Genomic DNA, 20,170 nt, shown 5'->3' with positions numbered 1-20,170 from the left:
CGTGCGGCTGATCTTCCTCACGCTTCTGGCGCTCGCGATCGCCACTGCCGTCGGTCTCGGCCTGACCTGGACCACCGCGACCCGCGGCACAGACCTTGGTACACTCACGATCGGTGCATGGACGGCGCGCCCGCGCACCGGCACCAGCGAGATCGATCCCTACGCGCGTGCGTCCATTGCACGGTCGGGCGAATTGCCGATCGGCACGGGCGACGGCGTCACCTTCACTGCCACCACCGACGACAGGAAAAAGCCGCTGGACGGTCGCTGCGATATCGTCGTGTCAGGCGTGACACCGGCTGCGCGTTTCTGGACGCTCTCGCTCTATGACACCAAGGGCCGCCTGGTGCCCAATACATTGCAGCGCTACGGCTTCACCAGCCAGGAAGTGGTGCGCAATGCCGACGGCGCGTTCGAGATCCGCATCGCTGCACGCTCGCGCGCGGGCAACTGGCTGCCGACATCAGCGCTGGAACGCTATGTGTTGATGCTGCGGCTGTACGATACGCCGGTTGGCGTTGCCACCCGGACGCAGAAAGACGCACCGATGCCCGCCATCGCCACGGTGAGCTGCCCATGATCCGGCTGATGTTCGCGCTCATCGGGGGGGTCGTGCTTGGCGGCATCGTGCATCTTGTCAGCGTGCTGGCGCTGCCGCGTATCGCGACGCAGGACGCCTATTCGCGCCTCGCTTCGGTGACGAAAGAAAATGCGGTGACAGCATTGCCGCAGACCGAGCCGGCCAATGCGCTGCTGCCATTCATGGACCCGGCCTTCGCCATGGCGGTCTGCCGCTACGACCTAGCCAAAGGACCGATCAAGCTCACCGTGCCGGTCAGCCAGTCCTACACGTCGGTGTCGTTCTATACCCGCAGCGACGTCGCTTACTACGCGATCAACGACCGCTCCGCCGGCCGCCGCGTCATCGAGCTCGATCTGATGACCGAGGCGCAGCACGAAGCGCTGCCCGAGGAAGAGGACGTCACGTCCGCCGACCGCCTCATCATCGACTCGCCGACCGCGACCGGCCTGATCGTGCTGAAGGCGCTCGCCGCCGAACCCGGCCTGATGATCCAGGCACAGGCATCCCTCGCCGCATCTAATTGTCGGGTGCAGACCGATCCGCCGGCTGCGCCGGTGAAGGGCAAGCGCTGATAAGCGATCGTCATCGTAGGATGGGTAGAGCGTCTTCGCGAAACCCATCATGTCGTCGTGTGTATTTGATGGGTTTCGCTGCGCTCTACCCATCCTACGTGCGCTATCCCGTAGCCAGCGGCGTGCCGATATCCGCCACGAGCTTCACGAGATCAGCCTGCCGTGACCTGCCGGTCTTGGCGTAGATCCGGTTGAGATGTGTCTTCAGCGTATTCTCCGAGATCCCGAGCGAAGTGGCCGTCTGGGACGGGTTGAGCCCCTTTCCGGCGCTCACGAGCACGCGCGCTTCGGCGGGCGTGAGCTCGAACAGCGTTGTCAACACGGCCTCCGGCATTGGAGAGGCCGAGGTCGTTGTCGAGACGAAGACGGCCGCACATGCGGGGCGAAAAGCGGCGCGCGCCGTACCAGCGGTCAAAGGCAGGACATAGGCGACCGCGGGCGGTTGTCCTGCCGCCGACACCGGCAAGCCAATGCCTTTGGCGCCGAGCGAGAGGTCCGAGGCAGCGCTTGCGATCGCCTGCAGCAAGGCGTCGCCCATCAATGCGTTCTGTGCCTGAATGGTTCGCCCCTGACGCAGGATCGGACCATCAGTTGCGAACATGCGTTCGGCACTTGCATTGGCATGGAGCACCGATCCGGCCGCGTCGGTCAACACGACGGGCACCGCGAGGTTCTCAAGCGATTCACGAAACAGCTGCGCGGTCACGCGCACGTCATCGAGCAGGTCGCTGATCATCGCGGCCCTGCGCAAATGCGGAGACAGCAAGGTCAGAAACCGTTGATCCTCGGCAGATACGGCAGCCTTGTCCGCCCAAGTGGTGCAGCCGAGCAGACCGATGCGGTCCGGCGTGTGGACGAATTTGACAATGCACCCTTCCCGCAATCCCTGCGGTCCGGCCCAATTACGAAAGAAAGCGGTCTGCTGCAATTCACTTTCGGGCATCAGCGAGAGCGTGGATACGGGCGTATCGATATCGCCGACCACTGCAGCCTTCAGGCCCGGAATATCATCGAAACTGTAGTCCTGCAGCGCGCGCATGCGCTCGGCATCCCAGGGCGATTGGGCAGCAAACCGGCCGTGATTGTCCGACGTGCCAGCGAGCGCAATCGTGGTGTAGGCCGCATCCATCGTCTGTGTGATGCGGGTGATAACACGCGACCATCCCTCACGGTTCAGAACGCAGTCGTAGATATCTCCGATGATTGAAGAGAGTACGTCATTGTCGACAACGTCCATGAACATTCCAAATCCGTGATTGCGCGCGCTCTGGTGTGGCAGGGCGAGATCGAAGTCAATTTCCGGACGCGCACACGCAGCATATTTTACCACATCATACTTCGGGGTGACGACACGGAATTCCGCCACGCGTAGCAGTGGCGATGGCGACCCTCGACTTTTCGGGGGCGCGAATGAGCGGCCTGCTTGTCCGGCGGGCCCGCACGTCTGGAAGTCACGTCTCGAAGTACTGGAGAGCTCGATGTCGAAATCCGCTAAGTTGGCCTGCGTAATCGGCTGCGTTCTGCTTGCGTCAACGCCCGTGCTGGCCGCGGACAATCTCGCTCAACCGCACTACAAGGCGGCAGTGTCCCCACAAATCGTGACATGGACAGGCGCCTATATCGGCGCCACCTTGGGCTATGGCTGGACCGAAAGTGCGTCCACCATTACGGCCATCGACACGATCATCACGCCATTTTTCCTGTCGCAGGGCACGATGCCCCGGTCGCTCAATTCCCGCTTTGATGGATTCATCGGTGGCGCTGAAATCGGCTACAACTGGCAGATCGACCGTTGGGTAACAGGTCTGGAAACAGACTTGTCCTATTCGAAAATGGGCGCGGGCGTCACTTATTACGCCCCGGAGATTGGTGCCAATCCGGAAACCCTGACCAGCCATAACACCGAGCTGAGCTGGTTTGGTACCGCGCGTGCACGATTGGGCTATCTGGTGACACCGGAGACATTATTCTTCGCTACCGGCGGTCTGGCCTACGGCCACGTGAAAGTCTCGTCCACTCTTGTGCCGGAGCCGACATTTCCATGTGCCCGGAACGCTCTCTGCTCCGCAGGGTCTGCATCGGAGACACGGATCGGCTGGGCGATCGGCGGCGGCGTGGAATCGAAGATCGTATCGAACTGGACAGCGAAGGTCGAATATCTGCATTTCGATCTCGGAACGATCAGCGATACGACGTTAAGCAAGGCCACCTTCGCGGCCTGGCCAGGAAAGCCGATCATGGGCGTTAATTCGGACATCACAGGCAATATCGTCCGCATCGGCGTGAATTATCAGCTGTAAGACGACCTCGGCGTGACGTTTTTCCGCATAGAAAACGTCCAGGAGCCCTCTGGCGTAATCTGCCTGCAATCTCCCGCAGCGAAGCTCCGCATCCATCGCCGACCCACGAATCGGCGCGAATGCGGGGCCTCCATGCAACACGACCAAGAGCCGTCCGATACGGCCGTCAGCTATTTCCTGTCCCTAATCTGGTGGCCGCTGCTGTATTTCGGGGCGCTGCTCGGTGCCGGCATGGCCTTCGCCAGCAATGCGCCGCTGTTCTGGTTCAATATCGTCTATGCCGCGCTGTTTCTCGCCATCATCGCCCTCGAACGGCTGATGCCGCATCGCGCCGAATGGCTGCGGCATGATGGCGAAACACTGAACGACATCGGGCATACGCTGCTGACCAAGGGCACGGCGCAACTGGCTGTCGCTGCCACCGCGATCGCTCCGATGGCGATGGCGATGGCGACCCTGACGCGCGCGAACGATCATGCCTCGCATCTGTGGCCGACACAGTGGCCGCTGATCGCGCAGGTCGTGCTCGCGCTGGTGATTGCCGAATTCGGCCTCTACTGGTCACACCGGGTCGCGCATGAAAACCTGTTCTTCTGGCGCTTTCACGCGCTTCATCACAGCGTGGTCCGGCTCTGGGTGGTGAATACCGGACGCTTCCATGTGATCGACTCGCTGATCAAGATGGTGCTCAGCCAGGCGCCGCTCTACCTGCTCGATGCGCCGCTGCCAGTTTTCCTGTGGGTCGGCGCGGTGACGGCGATCACCGGCCTGCTCACCCATTGCAATGTGGAGACGCGCACGGCGCTGTTCGATCCGATCTTTGCGACGCCAAAACTGCATCGCTGGCATCATTCGAAGACGCTGACGGAAGGCAACAGCAACTATTGCGAGAACATCATGGTGTGGGACCATGTGTTCGGCACCTATCTCAATCCCGCCAAGGCGTCACCGGACCGGCTCGGCATCAGCGGCAAGGTTGCATCGGATTTTCTGGGACAGATCGTGCAGCCGTTTTCGCGCAAGGGCGCGCGGCAGATTCTTGGCCGTCAGACCGTGCCGGACGATCAGGTGAAGCCAGTGGAAAAGTCCGACGCCGTAGCGCGGATCAGCGAAGCGTAATCCGCCCTACACTTCCAGCCCTACACGTCCAGCTATCCGCCGACCTGGAGCACCTTGCCGGGGCGCACCGGCGTGAGGCTGCCGGCCATGGCCGTGGTCTGCGCCGCCAATTCGCCGATCAGCATATCGGCGCTGGACGCCATCCCATCGGGGGCGTGGATCACCATGCGTTCCAGCGCCCACTTATAGGACGACACCCGGCGCTGCAGGCATTGCTCGACCCACTGCACGATCAGCGCGTTCTCATCCATGCGTGCGATGGCGTCGGCGCGCTCCTTCGGCTCCAGTGCCGACACCAGCTTCAGGCTGGCATTACGTTTGCGATCGAGTTCGACGACCTTTGCAGCCGTCGCATAAAATCCCTCGAAACGCAGGATGTCGTCGCGCGCGTCGTCCATCAGCACGCTGTAGCGCGACGTATGCGAGCGATGCGGCTCGTCGATCAGCAGCCGACCATAGGCCGTGCGATCGTAGGTGACGTTCTGCCGCCATGGGGATGCGATCGGCTTGTAGTCGCCGAACACACTCTTCCAGAGAGGGCGCGAATGCGGCGGCTCGATCAGCGGATAAGCGAGATCGCGCATCTGGCGTTCGAGATCGGTGAGCTGGAATTCCGACGACTTCAGGCCGACGCTGCCGGTTGCCTCGACGCCGATCCAGCGATGCATGTCGTCGGTCACTGCATTGTTGCGGGTACGGCCGAAATCGCCGCCGGCGCAGCCACCGAGCGTGCTGCCGATCAACGTCGCAACTATGAAACACGGCGCAAGAAATGACGTCTTGCGCCGAAGCCGTATCCGGTTCGGATGGGATATAGCCGACATCAGGATCGATCCGGGGTCAGGAACGGGCGCGGCGCTTGCGGCGGCGTCCCGGCGCAGTGCCCTCTTCCGGGCCGCTGCCACCATTGCTGTCGTCGATCTGACGCTCGATTCGGATCACCGGCAGGATCAGGATTTCTGCGGAAGTTTCGCGGGGAGATGGCGCCACATTCACGCCCAGCCGTCGCGCTGCCGCATCCGCCGGGAACTTGATGATGGTGCTCATTATCCAGTCTCTCCGCGCCGCTTCGCCCGTTTTGCCGACGCACGGTCATTAAGGACATTCATGGTTAACAGCATGTTAACGCCGCCATGCCGCCATATGCTGGCCGCCTTGAGGAACATGATTGGGCGTCGCAGCATTGACCAAAAGTGGAATGACATAGGGGCGCATTTTTTCATGAGCGACATTGTTGGAACCCTGATGGAATGCTCCCATTCTACGGACTGGAAATTCCGCATGCGCTGCCCGCGCTGCGGCTCATCGATCTCCGATATTCAAACCAAGCCGTCTTGCGTGAACTATAACTGCGACTACAGCGACGCCGGATTCCCGGTTGTCGATGGGCAGCCGGTACTCATTGACTTCGAGTCCAGTGTGTTCGACCGCCGCCTGTATCATCGCGACAATGGCTCGGTGATGCCGCGGGATGTCGCCGGCCAATCGATCGGTACGCGCCTGCATCGCTTCACGTTTGGTGAAAATCCTGTCGCGGCCAAGAACTGCGAGAAATTCCTCGACCTTCTCAAGCAGGAGACTGCGAGACCCGTCGTGCTCGTTGTCGGCGGCGGCACCGTCGGCTCCGGTGCGGACTGCCTCTATGATGATCCGGATGTCGAAGTTGTCGGAACCGACGTGTTCTCCACCGACAACACCGCGCTGGTCGCCGATGCGCACAGACTGCCATTCGAGGACGCGACCTTTGACGGCGTCTGGATTCAGGCTGTGCTCGAACACGTTCTGGAGCCGGCCACCGTCGCGGCCGAAATCCATCGGGTGCTGCGCCAGAACGGCATTGTCTATGCCGAGACACCCTTCATGCAGCAGGTGCACGAACGCGCCTATGACTTCTCGCGCTTCACCCAGAGCGGACACCGCTGGCTGTTCAAGAAATTTACCGAGATCGATGCCGGAGCCGTCAGCGGCGCCGGTATCGGCCTGCTCTGGTCGATCCGGTATTTTTCACGCACGCTGGGCGCCGGCGACAAATTCTCGCGCCTCTTCACCCTGCCATTCTTCTGGCTGCGCTACTTCGATCGCCTCGGCCGCTCGCGTGCCCGCGCCGATGCGGCGTCAGGCGTGTATTTCATGGGCCGCCGGGCCGAACGGGCCATCAAGCCGCGCGAGATGCCGCGCTACTACAACGCTCAGGCTTGAACCGACTCGTCGGAATCAGATCTGCCTCGGCCAACGGCCCATGGTTAAACACATATTAATGCGTCCGCGATAATTTGAGGCAAGGTTCCCTTAGTAAGCGTATGCCATGCCTGCCTCACCTCCGATGTTTCCGGGCTTTGACGGATTGCTGACGCTCTCGCGTCGCGAAGGTGTGGACGTGCGACCGACCTTGCTGCGTGTGCTGACGGATCTTTATGTCCAGGCGCCGAACCATACGATCGACGAAGAGAAGCAGTTCGTCGAACTCACCGCGCGCCTGATCGATCAGGTCGACGACGCCACCCGCGCCGCGGTGCGTGCGCGGCTGTCGATCTATCCGAACACCCCGCGCGCGATCCTCAACCGGCTCAATCTGCGCCCGACCGAACCCGGCCAATCGGTGCCGCTCGCGCAGCCCATTTCCGCCGCAGAATCTCCCGCGCCGACCGTGAAGCAGCCGAGCGAAGTACAGATGCGTGTCGCCGCCAATATGGCCATGGCACCCAGGGACGCGTCCGAGATCAGTACGCTGTTCTTTGCCGCATCGAGCAGCGAGCGTGCGCAGATCCTGCATAACCTCGCCGAAACGCCGCTGCGATCCTCCGCCCGAATTCCGCAAGCGCGCGCCGCACGCGCCATGCACATTCTTGAAATGGCCGCCTTCGCCGAAGACCGCGATAACTTTGCGCGCGAGCTGAGCGAAGCCCTGATGCTGCCCGCCAGCATTGCCGAGCAGGTCGTGAGCGATCCCGGAGGCGAGCCGCTTGCCTGCTGCGCCAAGGCGCTCGGCATGCGGAGCGACATCTTCCAGCGCGTGTTGCTGTTCCTCAATCCGGAATTCGGCACGTCGGTAACCAATGTCTACCGGATCGCGCGCATGTATGACGTGCTGAGCGAGCGCTCAGCACTGATCATGGTGGCCGCCTGGCGCGGCGCGCATATGGCCGCGACGCGCGCCAAGTTCCGGCCCGCGCTCTATGACGACGAACGCCATCGCGCACGGCCGAGCGCGCCGCAGGCACGGCCGGGCGTTCAGCCAAGCGAGGATATCACGCGCATCAGAAATTCGTCGGGGCGCTAGAGCATGATCCCGAAAAGTGGATGCCGGTTTTCGGACCGGATCATGCTCCGATAGAGAAAGACTCTACGCCTTCGCCAATTCGAGAAAATGCCGCCCGGCCTTGTCCTCGGTCTCGACGATCCACACGTCGGGATCGAACGAGATCTCCTTCTGCAAGCGCTCTTCGATCTTGCGTTCTTCGACGGGCTGCGGCGGTGACGGCGCGAAGACGCGATCCACAGGGCGGCTCTCGTCATAGGCGCTTTGCGGCGCCGGCGTGTAAAGCATCGCGGTGCCATCCAGCAGCGCGACCTTCACGAACACGGCGCCTGCTTCCTCTGCACCACGACGGCGCACGGCGCCGAACACTCCCTCGGTCTGGCAGCGGCGCAGATAGGCTGCGACCCAAATGGCTGACTTCAATCGTGACATCTGAGCCCTTGATTACTCCGGAGAACGAGATTGCGAGGTGACTTCGAGACCGAGGACCAAGCCCGAAATGCGCAATTGACGCGACGCCCATTTATAGTATTATGACTATAACGCGCAACGTCGCCCGGCATCAATATCAGAATGTCACCCACCGACACACCCTTGGAATTCGTGGGGTCGTCGAAAGACGATCTTTCTGAGTTTCCGGTGCCCGTGAAGGTATGCATTGGTTTTGCTCTGCGTGCGGCCCAGAAAGGCAAGAAGCACCCGGATGCGAAGCCTTTGAAGGGCTTCCACGGCGCAGGCGTTGTGGAGATCGTCTCTGATTTTGATGGCGATACGTTTCGCGCGGTCTACACCATCAAACTGAAGGGCATGGTCTACGTTCTCCACGCGTTTCAGAAGAAGTCGAAATCCGGGATCCAGACCCCTAAGACCGAGATTGACCTGATCAAATCCCGTCTAAAAGACGCAATGGCGCTTTACGAAGAAGCCATGGAGAGCAGCAATGAAAAAGCCAGCAAGCACAAAGAGCAGCGGCAACGTATTCGCCGACCTCGGCCTGCCAAACGCTGATGAGCATCTCATCAAGGCAGAGATCGTTCTCGGCATTGCCGCACGCATCAAAAGCAAGGGACTGACCCAGGCACAGGCATCCAAGCTGATTGGCCTTGCCCAGCCCGACGTCTCCAAGCTGCTGCGCGGACAGTTCAGCGGCTACTCTTATGAGCGCCTGTTTGGATTTCTCGTTGCCCTCGGCGAGCGCGTCAAAATCGAGGTGTCGGACGCGAAGACGAAGAAGCAGGCACGCGTCGAACTCGAAATGTCGTGAACCGCATCGCCGGGCCAGCAGCCCGGCAGCGCTAGTCGATCGCGCGCCCGGTGACGGTGGCGAGTTCGCGCACCATGCGATCGGACACCTGCCCGGTGACCGGCAGCTTGCGCTCACGCTCGAAGCGCTGGATCGCAGCCGCTGTGTCCGAGCCGACATTGCCGGTCGGCTTCAGCTGGCCGTAACCGTATTCGGTGAGCGCACGCTGCACGGCAGCGACGCGGCGCGTATTGGTGATGAGATCGCCGAGCGGATCGGTGCGGGTTGCATTCGGGATCGCCGCCGGCGGGCGTGCCACGGCGCCCGTGGTCGCCGGTGAGGCTGGTGGTGCCGGCGCCTTCAGGAGATTGCCGACCGGATCAGCCGCGCGCTGCTCGACGGGCTTGGCGGCGAGCGACGGCTTCGGCTCGTTGGCGCTGTTGACCGGCTTGGAATCCAGCATGCGGGAATCGAGCTTGGTGTCCGGCGACGCAGCATCCAGCGGGCGCGGCTTGGGCAGCGGATTGGCGACCTGCGCCGGTGCTGGAAACGCAACGACGGTGCTCGAACCGAACATCGGCGACGGATGATGGCCCTTCTGCAGGAAAATGGCATTGGCGATGATGGCGCTGACCGCGGCGAATGCGATCAACCCGGCGACCATGTCCTTCGGGCTGTGCAGCAGCACGCGCAGGACGATGCCGCGCTCCGCGGGCTCATCGACGATGGCGACGGCGCGGCCGCGTTTGGACTTGGTCGCTTTGGAACTGGCTTTAGGCACTCTTCTTCACCTGATGGGCTTGGTCGGACGGCGCGGTGCGCACCGCGGGATTCAAGATCGCGATATTACTGACGTGTTCAGCCTGCGGCGTAAACTCCAGCGGCAGCGCGATGGTGATGGTGGTGCCTTCGTCGATCCGGCTCTGCACCTGCATCTCGCCACCATGCATGCCAACGAGGCTCTTCACAATGGACAGGCCGAGCCCGGTGCCCTCATGGCGCCGCTGATAGGTCTTGCCGGCCTGGAAGAACGGATCGCCGATGCGGGCGAGATCGTCCGATGCAATGCCGACGCCGGTATCACTGACGCGCAGCATCAAGCGTGATCCTTCGACGCCCGCTGCCACGGTAACGCTGCCGCCGCGCTCGGTGAACTTGATGGCATTGGATACGAGATTGAGCAGGATTTGCCGGAATGCACGAGGATCGCCGTTGACCTCAGACAGATCCTTCGGCGCATCGGTGATAAGATCGATGCCGTTCTCGCGCGCCTTCAGCGCCAGCAGATTGCAGCAATTGATCAGCGCGGGACGCGGGGCGAACGGCTCCGGCGAAATCTCGAAGTTGCCGGATTCCAGCTTCGACATGTCAAGGATACCGTTGACGACCGACAGCAGGTGCTGGCCGGAATCGTTGATGAGCTGGGCATATTCCTTGCGCTTGGCCGCATCGAGCATCATCAGCTCTTCCTGCACGAGCATATCCGAGAAGCCGATAATGGCATTCAGCGGCGTGCGCAGCTCGTGGCTCATGGTGGCCAAGAATCTTGTCTTCGACGCATCGGCGCGCTCGGCTTCAATGCGGGCCTGCGCCAATGCCTCTTCCTGCAACTTGCGGTCGGTAACATCGCGCAGCACGGCCACAACTTCTGCATCGGCATTGACCGGCATCGACGTGTCGACGTCCTGCTCCATCGGCCGGCAGCGCATTTCAACCCAGATGAATTCGGCGCCAGACGGACGCATGCGATCATTGCCGCGCACGACATCGCGGCGCAGGCGGAATTCGACGCTGCGGGCTTCGCCGCCGCGTGCGGCGTCGGACAGAGCCGTGAGATAGGCCGGGCGATCCGCAACATGGACGCGATCGAACAGGCCATGGCCGAGCAATCGCTGCACGGGCGCGCCGATCAGTGCTTCAGCCGCCGGCGAAATGAACTGCACGGCGCCATTGTGACGATGACGCGAGATCACGTCGCTCATATTGCGCGCCAGCAGGCGATAGCGGTCTTCCTCAACATAGAGCAGCGAGACGCTGGTCCGCGCCAGCGACTCCGCGCCGAAGGCGAGACCGGCAGCGTAGATGGTGGCAGACGCGATGCCGAAAGCCATGAACACGCCATGGCCGGCGACCCCGGCTTCAGATACAGGCAACCAATCGAGGCTGGTCAGCACGATGAGAATGCTGACGCAGGACAGCGCCAGCGCCGATGCAAAGGCAACGATACGGCGCGAAGCCGAGAGCGCCGCCTCGATCGGCACCACGACAAGCCAGATCGCCGCGAACGAATTGATGCCACCGGTGGAGATCGCCATCATCATCACGAGGCCGGCGAGTGCGACGGACGACAGCACCTGTGCGCTTTCATAGCGACCGGTGCGCGACAGAAAATATGAGCAGAGGATCGGCGCCATCAGCCAGGCGAAAGCCGCGACCTCGATCGCGTTCGGCGCGCCGCGCAGCGCGAGATAGACAGGAAAAGCCGCAAAGGCCGCAAGGCTGCCGAGCAGGCGCGGCGCCATGAATGCGCGATGACGCGCACTCGTCAGCGCATCGTAGCGCACTGAAGGGTGCAGCATGGCATCAAGGCAGTCGCGGATGATGGTCGATACTGTCACTGGTCTCGCTTCGGCTTGATCGTCAATTCAGACGCGCCGAAACGCCTCCTTTTATCGTTGTGCCAACGTGTCAGAGCGACATTAAGCGAACACTAAAGTGACCGCCGCGTTCGCCATGCCTAACGTGCAAGTGCTGATTTAAGAGGAGTTTTCGCATTTCCATTCGGCAACGATGGTGAACGAGTAGTTTCCATCGCCGCGTCCATATGGTTTCGAAAGTGTGCATCCCCAACATCGTGTCGGAAAACGCACGAACAGCTCATCAATGGAAAATTTACGCCAAACCGAATGAAGCGAATTTTCGTCGATTTAACCGCATCGCAAATACTTGCAATTTATCGACTGCTGCTAACTTCGATCCCAATTGCGACAAATCGCAACGGTTCGAAGAGACTAACGGGGTTCGCGATGTTCTTCCTGCTTCGCATGGCATTCTGGCTCGGGCTCGTGCTCGTGCTGCTGCCGAGGGACAAGACGCCGGAATCGGACAAGCTGCCGCAGATCGGCGCGTCCGATGCGGTATCGGCTGCGAGTGCGGCGATGTCCGACATGGCTCAATTCTGCAAGCGCCAGCCGGCCACCTGCGAAGTCGGCGGCCATGCGGCCACCGTGATCGGCGAACGTGCCAAGGACGGCGCGAAGAAAATCTACCAGATCATCACCGAGAAGAAGCCGGATACTACCGGCTCGATCGGTGGCGAAGGTGAAAACCAGAGGACGATCGCCATGGTCAAACCCGACACGCTCACCCAGGACGACCTCGCCGCCGAATGGCAGCCACCCACCGCTGCTCCCTAAACGGCTGATTGCGGCGGATAATTACCGCAAACGGCGGTCGCTTTCGGCGCTGTTCGTCCCTATATAGGGCCTGACATTGCTTGCAGGCCCCGATGACCACGATTGACGATATCCGCGATAATTTCGAGCTCCTCGAGGACTGGGACGACCGCTACCGGTACGTCATCGAACTCGGGCGCAGCCTCACGCCGATGCCGGATGAGGAACATTCCTCCGCCAACAAGGTCAACGGCTGCGCGAGCCAGGTCTGGCTGTCGCGCCAGGTCGCCCGCGACCACGGCACGCCGGTGCTCAGCTATCTCGGCGACAGCGACGCACATATCGTTCGCGGGCTGATCGCGATCCTGCTGACGCTGTATTCGGGCCGGAAGGCCGAGGACATTCTGGCCACCGACGCCATCAAGGTGTTCGACGAACTCGGCTTCAAGGAACACCTCACGCCGCAGCGCTCCAATGGCCTGCGCGCCATGGTCGAGCGCATCCGCCGGGACGCCACCGAGACGCTGGCAGACGCGAACCAGGGCGTGACCCCATAGGCTCGAGCGGCTGCGGGTGCTGCACCAGCGCTCCGCCAGGGATCCACTGATCGGAGGCAGCTGAGGCCCGTTTACCGGGCTTCAGCCCCAAGCGCGCCCGACCGCGCCCTCGCCTGCAGCCGGGATACCGCCTCGGCCAAAGGAACGTCGGCCTGTGAGCCGTCGCGCTCGCGTAGGCTCACCCGACCGTCCCTCATCTCGCGCCCGCCGACGATCGCCATCACCGGCACCGCCATGTCATGCGCCGCCACGATGCGCCGTGAAAGCGTATCGGCGCCGTCATAGGCAACGGCCCTAATCCCCGCATCCTCGAACGCCGCCACGACGTCAGCGCCGTAGCCGGCCTGGTCTTTCGAAATCGGCGCAACGGCGACCTGATCCGGCGACAACCAGAAAGGAAGCACGCCGCCGTGGTGCTCGAGCAGGATCGCGATCATGCGGCCAAGCGATCCGAAGATGGCATGGTGGATCATCAGGGGCCTTGCGCGGCTGCCGTCGGCGGCGATGTAGGACGCGTCGAGCCGCTGCGGGAGAACGCTGTCGAGCTGCACCGTGCCGCACTGCCAGGATCGTCCCAGCCGGTCGCGCAACGCGAATTCCAGCTTCGGTCCGTAGAACGCGCCTTCGCCAGGATTGATTTGAGGCGCGAGGCCGCAGCGCCGCGCGGCATCGCCGAGCTTCGCCTCCGACCAGTCCCACGTCGCGTCGTCGCCGGCGCGCACCGCCGGACGCGTCGACAGCGCCACTTCGTAGTCGGCAAAACCAAGATCGCGATACACCTCGCCCAGCAAAGCGATGAAGCGCGCGACTTCGTCCTCCACGTCCTGCTCGCGGCAGAACACATGCGCATCGTCCTGCTCGAAGCCGCGCGTCCGCATGATGCCGTGGAGCGAACCAGACGGCTCGTTGCGGTGGCAAGCGCCAAACTCGGCATAGCGGATTGGAAGCTCTCGCCACGAGCGCAGACCCTTGTTGAAGATCTGCACGTGGCACGGGCATGACATCGGCTTCAGCGCCATCGTCAATTCGCCGTCGTCGATCCGGAACATGTGCTCGCGGAATTTGTCCCAGTGGCCGCTGCGGCCCCAGAACTCCTTTGGTAGCAGCTGTGGCGTTTGTACCTCGACATAGCCGGCTCTGCGCATCTTGCGCCGAAGATAGTCCTCCAGCACCCGGTAGATCGCGTAGCCACGCGGATGCCAGAACACCATGCCCGGCGCATCGTCCTGCAGGTGCCAGAGTTTGAGTTGTACGCCGAGATTTCTGTGGTCGAGATCGTCCATGGCTGTGTTCCTTACGAGGGGAAAAAGCGCGGACGGGGATCGTCAAAAACAGAAAAGGCCCCGTCCGTCGCCGGCGGGGCCTTTTCTGGGTGAAGTACGCTTGTCTCTAGCGCGCGCGACCAGAAGGCGATCCGCCGTGAGCGGTCGCCGTGGTGGTCAATGCAGCTGATCGAAGCATGTTCATGCGCCGTATATGGCGGCAAAACGCGCAGGCGTCAACGCAAGCCGGTTGGCGTCGCGGACTAGATGATGCGCGGGCCTATGAGCGCCGCCACCACCAAGGCCGTCGTCAAGCTCGCATCCATCCGCATCTCGCTGCGCGCGGTCGACGCCGCGTCCTAGCTCTCGAACGCCGCATCGTCTGCGAGCCAGGTTCGCACTTTCGATGGCTGCCCCCTGACCTCACTGGCGAAGCCGTAGTGCCGCGCGAGGCGATCCAGCGCGAGTTGCAACACGACCTTGGCGGAACGCGCCGGCCAGTTGCGTTCGCGCTCGATGTCTTCGAGGCCACGCAGAAAACAGCACACATCCATCAGAACCCCTGAAAACTCGGGCCCGCAAGCCTCCAGCGCCTGACTGACGTGCTGGCGCGCTGTCATCATAATATCCGTCATCTCGCCGGGACTGCTGCCGGCCCCGCGTGGTCGGCCGCCGGTCGGCGCGGCCCAGTTCGCCGTCATGCGCGGCGCCATGTTGCCGCGCGTGAAATCGGCGCGCAGCTTTTCGCCGGCGATGAACTGATGCGGGCTGATCATGCAGCGACCATCGCGGCCCTTGCGCCGGGCCAGCCAGCCGAGCGGGCTTTCACTGTCATTGACGAGGACGCTGGCGACGCCGTCCTCGGTGAGGATCTGCCGCGTTTCCAGCGACAGATGCTGCGCGCGGTGGTGATCGACGCGGTCGGGATGCCTGGTGGTGGTGCTGCGGGATGTCTTCATCGGAACGACTCCATTTAGGATAATAAGCTCACATCCCGAATGGCCTCGCAAGCAGAATCTTAGACTTTATTCCTTTCTGGGCTTTTATTCAAAAGAACCAGTGCCTTCGCATGATCGCTCAAAGCCGCGGCATTAAGAAAGCGGGTTTCCGGCGGCGACTGCGACTGATCCGCGGCCGGCGCGCGCGAAGAGTTCATCGCAGTCCTCGGCCACGACCTGCGAGCAAAGCCCACCCCCGTCGTCCGACAGATCACGTCCAAGATTTCGCGGTCGGGCATCGATGCGCGGGATGGCCTCAACGTCCGCTTGAAAGTCTCCCGTCATACCCGCCAAGTTCACGTATCGCCTGGCTGTGTTGTCACACACCAATTGCGCGTGGCCGGAGATGTATCCCGCATCCAGACGTAGAACTTTCTTCGTCTCCGATTTGTTCTATATTGGTTCCTGCGGATGGAACCTGACTTTATTGCTTAGCTTTACTTGTGCGGATTACTTACGGGATCACTCGCCCAGATCGCTTGCCCAAGTCACCTGTTCAGGTCACTTGCGCCGGCGGCGCTGCTGACCCAGCCCCATTTTCTTGGCGAGCTGCGAACGCGCCACCGCATAGTTCGGCGCGACCATCGGATAGTCGGCCGGCAGGCCCCATTTCTCGCGATACTGTTCCGGCGTCATCGCGTACTGCGTGCGCAGATGGCGCTTCAACGATTTGAAACGCTTGCCGTCCTCGAGACAAACCAGATATTCGGCGGTCATCGATTTCTTGACGGACACCGCCGGTTTGGCCGGCTCCGCTGCGACCTCCGGCCGGCCGTTCGACACCCGCACCAGGGCGGCGTGAACCTGACCGATCAGCGCCGGCAGTTCGGACGCCGGTGTCGGATTGTGACCGACATAGGCCGACACGATCGTCGCCGTGAGATCGATGAAGCTCTTGCCGGCGATGTCGTTCATGGTCCGTCGTCTTTCAAGGATTCGAGCCGCACTTTACTTGACAATCATGCGGGCATTACAGCCACGAGGGCAATAACAACGTATAGCGCGCCGGTTTCATTCTGCGTGCAAGATTAGTCGAGATCAGCTGAAAGTGACCGCCAACGGAAAATGGCTGAGCGGATGTCAGCCCCTGTTGTCGAGATGCTCACGCAACTCGTCGATCGAGGCGAAGCGCATCATGCCTTCGGGCATCTGCGCCTCGATGGAGCCGTCGGAATACAGCGAATAGGCCATGCCATCGACGACCCCCGATTTCAGCACGGTGACGTCCGGTGCTTGCGACGGCTCTTCAGCCGGCGTCGGCGGAACGTAGCGATCCGGGATCAGCGCGGCATCCGGCAGTTTGTCGCTTGGCGAGGACGAGGTACGGGCGGCGCGGCGGATCGCGTCGGAGCGCGACCGATCCGGCTGCGGCCAGGCATCCTCGAAACTCTTCGGCTGCTCGGCGGGCGCCTCCGGCGTTGGCATGGCCGCCTCGAATGCGGCAGCTGCCTCGGCTCTCTCCCGCTCCCGGCGCGATGATTGGAACAGCAGATTGCGACGCTTCGGCTCCTCAGGCACCGGTGCCTCGGCAGCAGCGGACGCGAGCCGCTCACGGTCGCGCAGCACTTCGTCCTGCCACGGAGGAACACCTGGCTCCGGAACGGCAGGCCGCGCGGCCGGCTGGTCACGGCTGAACAGCGGGGCCGGCGCGGGCGCGTCATCCGCCTCCTCTGCGTCCTCCCCCGGAACCGGCGGCAGTTTCAGTTCCCGGCGCGGCAGCCGGGGCGACGGAACCGGTTCATCGATCTCGCCCTGCGGCCCAAACTTCTTCAGTTCGCCGACGGCGAGCGCCATGCTCACCATGATCAGGCCGGTGCAGGCGCCGACCGTTCCAGTCAGGATCAGGGTATTGCCGAAGCCGAATTCCTTGACCGGAATGCCGAAGCCGATCGCGGCAAGGCCCGCCAGAATGACCCCGATCCCGGCAATCAGCAGCAATTTCATAGTCTTCGAACTCCTCGACGGACCACTCGCGAGTCTCGTCATGGGTGCCACGATAGCGTCATATTGCGTGCACCGCCAAACGGCATTTTGCGTTCATCCCTTGTACATCGGCCTGGTGGTAAGTTTTGGGAGAGTTTTCTTCCACCGGAGACAACAGGTTTGGGACAGCCGACGCCGATCTATCCCTAAACGGTAAAGCTTTTACCTTGTCCTGTTTGTTGCAACGCATTAAGAAACTTCAGCCACAATTCTCAATTACTTCAAAAGAGAAGTGCGCTATATCGATGCCGGGGAAACGAGGCTCAAAGAGCGCTAAAGCCGAGCCATTGGGGACACCGGGTTATCCATCGCCATGTCATCGATTACGACTGCGGCCATCGACACGCCAGTAAGGCGCTCGGTGGAACGGACGTGTGACGACCTCGCCATCCTGGCGCTTGTCGTTGTCAGTATCGTCGCAAGCTTCACGTTCCGGGACTATGGTCTCGGATGGGACGACTATACCCACGCTGAATATGCAGATCTTCTATTGAAGATGTACGGGTCGGGCTTCACCGACACCGGCGCTTTGTCGTTTGCAAACCTCTACATGTATGGCGGCGGCTTCGATATGGCGGCCGCGCTGCTGCACAAGATCATCCCGCTGGAGCTGTTCGAGACGCGACGCCTGCTCGGCGCGATCGTCGGCGTCATCGGCCTCGGCGTCACCTGGCGTCTCGGGCGCCGCGTCGCCGGCCCCGTGGGCGGCCTCGCCACGCTGTTGCTGCTGGCGCTGTGTCCGACCTTCTACGGCCATATGTTCATGAACCCGAAGGATGCGCCTTTCGCTGTGGCGATGGTCATCCTGATGCTCGGGCTGGTGCGCCTTGCGCAGGAATATCCGAACCCGTCGCCGCGCACGGTCCTGATCCTCGGCCTCGGCGCCGGCTGCGCGATCGGCTGCCGCATTCTCGCCGGCCTCACGCTGATCTACGCAGTGATCGGTTTCATGCCTCTGTGGATCGAGGATGTCCGCACCAATGGCGTGCGCGAAAGCGTGCACCGCTTGCTGCATGTGCTCTACGTGCTGCTGCCGGGCCTCGCTTTCGGCTATCTGATCATGGGCCTGATCTGGCCGTGGTCGATTCTCGAGCCCGCCAATCCGCTGCGCGCACTGGGCTACTTCTCTCACTTCTTCGAGAAACCGTGGAAAGAGATGTTCGACGGCGCGATGATCTCGGTGCCGGACATGCCGTGGTCCTATCTGCCGACGCTGTTCGCGCTGCAGCTTCCGGAAGTGCTGCTCAGCCTCACCTTCGGCGGCATCGCGTTGACCATCATGTCGCTGTCGCGCGACACCGTGCCGGCGCGTCGCAAGACCATCCTGTTGATGCTGACCTTTGCCGCCACATTGCCGCTGGTGATCGCCATGGTGAAGCGCCCAGCGCTGTATAACGGCATCCGGCATTTTATCTTCGTGCTCCCGCCGATGGCTGTGCTCGGCGGCGCGGCTTTCGCGGCGCTGATGGACTGGCTGCGCGTCAATCATCGCGGCGCGCAAGCGGCTGCCGTCGCCGTGTTCTCCTTCGGCCTGATGCTGCCGACGGCCGAGATGATCCGGCTGCATCCGTATCAGTACACCCACTTCAACTACATCGCCGGCACCGTTCGCCAGGCAGATGCGCTGTACATGCTGGACTATTGGGGCCTTGCGCTGAAGCAGGCTTCCGATGCGCTGCGCGAGCAGATCGTCGAGCGCCAGGAAAGCCCGCCGGTCGGCCGCAAGTGGAAGGTCGCCGTGTGCGGCCCGCAGCGTCCGGCACAGGTCGCGCTCGGTCCCGACTTCACCATCGGCTGGGACAGCCAGTCCGCCGACTTTGCGATGACGCTTGGTGAGTTCTACTGCAAGGGCCTCACCGCCCCCGTGATTGCCGAGATCAAGCGCGACGACGTCGTCTTCGCCAAAGTCTACGACATCCGCGGCAGCAGCATTTCGAGCCTGCTCGCGATCCCCGCGCCGTAAAATTCTGCGTTAGTGCTAAGTTCCAAGTTTTCGTCATGCCCGGCCTTGTGCCGGGCATCCACGTCTTGGCGACCATGAAAGGCGTGGATGGCCGGGACAAGCCCGGCCATGACGACTCTTGTTGTTCATGGCCTGTGTCGGCCCGCGTCGTTGACTAACGCGCCGCCTGAAATCTGATGTCGCCGTTGTTCAAAAAACACGTCTTGCTGAACAGGCCGAGATCGACAGGATTCGGCAACCGCACATCCTCCAGATCGGGATACGGCTTCACGGCGGGGTCGTAGGACCGGTGGATCTGCGAAATGAAGACGAAGATCAGCCCGCGTTCCCTGGCGAATGACTGCAGCGCGCGCACCTGCACCATCAAGGCCGGGTTCTCGCGTTTCTGATCGAGCAGTTGCAGATAGTCGATCACCACAAGCGTGCCGCGCGGCGCGTCCGCCAGTTTCCGGGCGACGTAGTCGGCGCAGATCTCATCGGAATTGTCGAATTCGAACAGAGTATCGAAACGCGCCCGGTCCACGCCGATCGCACTGAAACGGTCCAGCACGTCCTTTTCAGCGTATTCCAGCGAGAAGAACACGCTGCGATGGCCGGATCGCATTGCCTCCACGGCGAGCTTCAGGCTCATCAGCGTCTTGCCTTGGCCCGGGCGCGCGCCGACCAGCACGAGATCGCCCGGAGACAGTTGCTCGAACAGTTTAGCGGCGGGTGTTACCGAAGACATCCGCGCCACCAGCAGCTCCAGGCAGCAAAGCCTTCTCGCACGGCGATCCGGTCGAGTGCCTCGTGCAGCGGAATGTTATCGGCGCGGGAGAGAAGCCTGGCCTTGCGCTTCAATTGATAAACAGGCGCAGAAAGACGCATTGTGAGAACCTCCTGGTGCGAGCGTTGTCACAACCCCTCCTTATGCTTGATGCTCGAACAGTTGGTTCG

The 20,170-nt window shown here is 62.1% G+C and carries 21 protein-coding genes and 1 pseudogene; 11 read left to right on the top strand and 11 right to left on the bottom strand.

Annotated features, from left to right (window positions below):
• The first annotated feature begins 1 nt into the window (after position 1).
• Complete coding sequence (locus AB8A50_RS02305) at positions 2 to 580, top strand: DUF1214 domain-containing protein (protein ID WP_439063520.1); 579 nt, start codon at positions 2 to 4, stop codon at positions 578 to 580.
• A complete protein-coding gene (locus AB8A50_RS02300) occupies positions 577 to 1,155 on the top strand; it encodes a DUF1254 domain-containing protein (RefSeq protein WP_089267023.1) in 579 nt (192 codons plus the stop codon). The genes AB8A50_RS02305 and AB8A50_RS02300 overlap by 4 nt, the downstream gene beginning before the upstream one ends.
• A gap of 103 nt (positions 1,156 to 1,258) precedes the next feature.
• Here the strand turns inward: AB8A50_RS02300 and AB8A50_RS02295 are convergent, their stop codons facing one another.
• Positions 1,259 to 2,392: a helix-turn-helix transcriptional regulator gene (locus AB8A50_RS02295; protein WP_439076641.1), complete on the bottom strand. Its 1,134-nt coding sequence runs from the start codon at positions 2,390 to 2,392 to the stop codon at positions 1,259 to 1,261.
• Positions 2,393 to 2,633: 241 nt separating this feature from the next.
• Here AB8A50_RS02295 and AB8A50_RS02290 point away from each other — a divergent pair, with 241 nt between their 5' ends.
• Complete coding sequence (locus AB8A50_RS02290) at positions 2,634 to 3,455, top strand: outer membrane protein (protein ID WP_439076639.1); 822 nt, start codon at positions 2,634 to 2,636, stop codon at positions 3,453 to 3,455.
• Between the two features lie 132 nt (positions 3,456 to 3,587).
• Positions 3,588 to 4,574, top strand: a complete 987-nt coding sequence (locus AB8A50_RS02285) for a sterol desaturase family protein (RefSeq protein WP_439063518.1) — start codon at positions 3,588 to 3,590, stop codon at positions 4,572 to 4,574.
• A 32-nt stretch (positions 4,575 to 4,606) separates the two neighbouring features.
• On the opposite strand, the gene AB8A50_RS02280 is transcribed toward AB8A50_RS02285, so the two are convergent.
• Both AB8A50_RS02280 and AB8A50_RS02275 read right to left on the bottom strand, forming a co-directional pair.
• Positions 4,607 to 5,398: a hypothetical protein gene (locus AB8A50_RS02280; RefSeq protein ID WP_309944766.1), complete on the bottom strand. Its 792-nt coding sequence runs from the start codon at positions 5,396 to 5,398 to the stop codon at positions 4,607 to 4,609.
• 16 nt (positions 5,399 to 5,414) lie between these two features.
• Positions 5,415 to 5,621: a hypothetical protein gene (locus tag AB8A50_RS02275; protein WP_068730489.1), complete on the bottom strand. Its 207-nt coding sequence runs from the start codon at positions 5,619 to 5,621 to the stop codon at positions 5,415 to 5,417.
• A 174-nt stretch (positions 5,622 to 5,795) separates the two neighbouring features.
• Between AB8A50_RS02275 and AB8A50_RS02270 the strand changes: the two genes are divergently transcribed.
• Positions 5,796 to 6,773, top strand: coding sequence for a methyltransferase domain-containing protein (locus tag AB8A50_RS02270; RefSeq protein ID WP_439076637.1), 978 nt, complete (start codon positions 5,796 to 5,798; stop codon positions 6,771 to 6,773).
• Positions 6,774 to 6,879: 106 nt separating this feature from the next.
• A complete protein-coding gene (locus tag AB8A50_RS02265; RefSeq protein ID WP_439076635.1) occupies positions 6,880 to 7,854 on the top strand; it encodes a DUF2336 domain-containing protein in 975 nt (324 codons plus the stop codon).
• 63 nt (positions 7,855 to 7,917) lie between these two features.
• Here the strand turns inward: AB8A50_RS02265 and AB8A50_RS02260 are convergent, their stop codons facing one another.
• Complete coding sequence (locus AB8A50_RS02260; RefSeq protein ID WP_068734247.1) at positions 7,918 to 8,265, bottom strand: DUF1491 family protein; 348 nt, start codon at positions 8,263 to 8,265, stop codon at positions 7,918 to 7,920.
• Positions 8,266 to 8,406: 141 nt separating this feature from the next.
• Between AB8A50_RS02260 and AB8A50_RS02255 the strand changes: the two genes are divergently transcribed.
• Positions 8,407 to 8,841: a type II toxin-antitoxin system RelE/ParE family toxin gene (locus AB8A50_RS02255; protein ID WP_120290804.1), complete on the top strand. Its 435-nt coding sequence runs from the start codon at positions 8,407 to 8,409 to the stop codon at positions 8,839 to 8,841.
• A complete protein-coding gene (locus AB8A50_RS02250; RefSeq protein ID WP_089267016.1) occupies positions 8,774 to 9,097 on the top strand; it encodes a helix-turn-helix domain-containing protein in 324 nt (107 codons plus the stop codon). The genes AB8A50_RS02255 and AB8A50_RS02250 overlap by 68 nt, the downstream gene beginning before the upstream one ends.
• Positions 9,098 to 9,128: 31 nt before the next feature.
• Here the strand turns inward: AB8A50_RS02250 and AB8A50_RS02245 are convergent, their stop codons facing one another.
• Together AB8A50_RS02245 and AB8A50_RS02240 are read right to left on the bottom strand one after the other, a co-directional pair.
• A complete protein-coding gene (locus AB8A50_RS02245) occupies positions 9,129 to 9,857 on the bottom strand; it encodes a peptidoglycan-binding domain-containing protein (protein ID WP_231077362.1) in 729 nt (242 codons plus the stop codon).
• Positions 9,850 to 11,694 carry a PAS domain-containing sensor histidine kinase gene (locus AB8A50_RS02240; protein WP_439076633.1) on the bottom strand — a complete coding sequence of 615 codons (1,845 nt, stop codon included), beginning with the start codon at positions 11,692 to 11,694 and terminating at the stop codon, positions 9,850 to 9,852. Before AB8A50_RS02240 ends, AB8A50_RS02245 begins: the two co-directional genes overlap by 8 nt.
• 408 nt (positions 11,695 to 12,102) lie before the next feature.
• Here AB8A50_RS02240 and AB8A50_RS02235 point away from each other — a divergent pair, with 408 nt between their 5' ends.
• Together AB8A50_RS02235 and AB8A50_RS02230 are read left to right on the top strand one after the other, a co-directional pair.
• On the top strand, positions 12,103 to 12,492 hold the full coding sequence (locus tag AB8A50_RS02235) for a DUF5330 domain-containing protein (protein WP_439076631.1): 390 nt from the start codon (positions 12,103 to 12,105) through the stop codon (positions 12,490 to 12,492).
• 92 nt (positions 12,493 to 12,584) lie between these two features.
• A complete protein-coding gene (locus tag AB8A50_RS02230) occupies positions 12,585 to 13,028 on the top strand; it encodes a SufE family protein (RefSeq protein WP_068734257.1) in 444 nt (147 codons plus the stop codon).
• A 71-nt stretch (positions 13,029 to 13,099) separates the two neighbouring features.
• On the opposite strand, the gene thrS is transcribed toward AB8A50_RS02230, so the two are convergent.
• The 4 genes from thrS to AB8A50_RS02210 all read right to left on the bottom strand — a co-directional run bounded on the left by thrS (position 13,100) and on the right by AB8A50_RS02210 (position 17,232).
• Positions 13,100 to 14,311, bottom strand: a complete 1,212-nt coding sequence (gene thrS / locus AB8A50_RS02225) for a threonine--tRNA ligase (protein WP_439076630.1) — start codon at positions 14,309 to 14,311, stop codon at positions 13,100 to 13,102.
• Between the two features lie 338 nt (positions 14,312 to 14,649).
• Complete coding sequence (locus AB8A50_RS02220) at positions 14,650 to 15,249, bottom strand: DUF6456 domain-containing protein (RefSeq protein WP_439076629.1); 600 nt, start codon at positions 15,247 to 15,249, stop codon at positions 14,650 to 14,652.
• 540 nt (positions 15,250 to 15,789) lie between these two features.
• On the bottom strand, positions 15,790 to 16,203 hold the full coding sequence (locus tag AB8A50_RS02215; RefSeq protein ID WP_089267012.1) for a MucR family transcriptional regulator: 414 nt from the start codon (positions 16,201 to 16,203) through the stop codon (positions 15,790 to 15,792).
• Positions 16,204 to 16,368: 165 nt separating this feature from the next.
• Complete coding sequence (locus AB8A50_RS02210; RefSeq protein WP_093759030.1) at positions 16,369 to 17,232, bottom strand: hypothetical protein; 864 nt, start codon at positions 17,230 to 17,232, stop codon at positions 16,369 to 16,371.
• Positions 17,233 to 17,584: 352 nt separating this feature from the next.
• Here AB8A50_RS02210 and AB8A50_RS02205 point away from each other — a divergent pair, with 352 nt between their 5' ends.
• Positions 17,585 to 19,234, top strand: a complete 1,650-nt coding sequence (locus AB8A50_RS02205) for a glycosyltransferase family 39 protein (protein ID WP_089267010.1) — start codon at positions 17,585 to 17,587, stop codon at positions 19,232 to 19,234.
• Between the two features lie 154 nt (positions 19,235 to 19,388).
• On the opposite strand, the pseudogene AB8A50_RS02200 reads toward AB8A50_RS02205, so the two are convergent.
• Positions 19,389 to 20,101 (bottom strand): annotated as a pseudogene (locus tag AB8A50_RS02200) (DNA helicase).
• Positions 20,102 to 20,170 lie beyond the last annotated feature (69 nt).

Origin of the sequence: Tardiphaga sp. 841_E9_N1_2 (assembly GCF_051811065.1) — a bacterium.
GTDB lineage: Bacteria > Pseudomonadota > Alphaproteobacteria > Rhizobiales > Xanthobacteraceae > Tardiphaga > Tardiphaga robiniae.
Note: the sequence above shows the minus strand (reverse complement) of the source record. Positions and strands in the feature narration are given on the sequence as shown.

Bases quoted from the DNA above. Each gene is read 5' to 3' on its own strand.
- AB8A50_RS02300 (WP_089267023.1), top strand. From the start codon at position 577: ATGATCCGGCTGATGTTCGCGCTCATCGGGGGGGTCGTGCTTGGCGGC.
- AB8A50_RS02295 (WP_439076641.1), bottom strand. From the start codon at position 2,392: ATGGACGTTGTCGACAATGACGTACTCTCTTCAATCATCGGAGATATC.
- AB8A50_RS02290 (WP_439076639.1), top strand. From the start codon at position 2,634: ATGTCGAAATCCGCTAAGTTGGCCTGCGTAATCGGCTGCGTTCTGCTT.
- AB8A50_RS02285 (WP_439063518.1), top strand. From the start codon at position 3,588: ATGCAACACGACCAAGAGCCGTCCGATACGGCCGTCAGCTATTTCCTG.
- AB8A50_RS02280 (WP_309944766.1), bottom strand. From the start codon at position 5,398: ATGTCGGCTATATCCCATCCGAACCGGATACGGCTTCGGCGCAAGACG.
- AB8A50_RS02275 (WP_068730489.1), bottom strand. From the start codon at position 5,621: ATGAGCACCATCATCAAGTTCCCGGCGGATGCGGCAGCGCGACGGCTG.
- AB8A50_RS02270 (WP_439076637.1), top strand. From the start codon at position 5,796: ATGAGCGACATTGTTGGAACCCTGATGGAATGCTCCCATTCTACGGAC.
- AB8A50_RS02265 (WP_439076635.1), top strand. From the start codon at position 6,880: ATGCCTGCCTCACCTCCGATGTTTCCGGGCTTTGACGGATTGCTGACG.
- AB8A50_RS02260 (WP_068734247.1), bottom strand. From the start codon at position 8,265: ATGTCACGATTGAAGTCAGCCATTTGGGTCGCAGCCTATCTGCGCCGC.
- AB8A50_RS02255 (WP_120290804.1), top strand. From the start codon at position 8,407: ATGTCACCCACCGACACACCCTTGGAATTCGTGGGGTCGTCGAAAGAC.
- AB8A50_RS02250 (WP_089267016.1), top strand. From the start codon at position 8,774: ATGAAAAAGCCAGCAAGCACAAAGAGCAGCGGCAACGTATTCGCCGAC.
- AB8A50_RS02235 (WP_439076631.1), top strand. From the start codon at position 12,103: ATGTTCTTCCTGCTTCGCATGGCATTCTGGCTCGGGCTCGTGCTCGTG.
- AB8A50_RS02230 (WP_068734257.1), top strand. From the start codon at position 12,585: ATGACCACGATTGACGATATCCGCGATAATTTCGAGCTCCTCGAGGAC.
- thrS (WP_439076630.1), bottom strand. From the start codon at position 14,311: ATGGACGATCTCGACCACAGAAATCTCGGCGTACAACTCAAACTCTGG.
- AB8A50_RS02220 (WP_439076629.1), bottom strand. From the start codon at position 15,249: ATGAAGACATCCCGCAGCACCACCACCAGGCATCCCGACCGCGTCGAT.
- AB8A50_RS02215 (WP_089267012.1), bottom strand. From the start codon at position 16,203: ATGAACGACATCGCCGGCAAGAGCTTCATCGATCTCACGGCGACGATC.
- AB8A50_RS02210 (WP_093759030.1), bottom strand. From the start codon at position 17,232: ATGAAATTGCTGCTGATTGCCGGGATCGGGGTCATTCTGGCGGGCCTT.
- AB8A50_RS02205 (WP_089267010.1), top strand. From the start codon at position 17,585: ATGTCATCGATTACGACTGCGGCCATCGACACGCCAGTAAGGCGCTCG.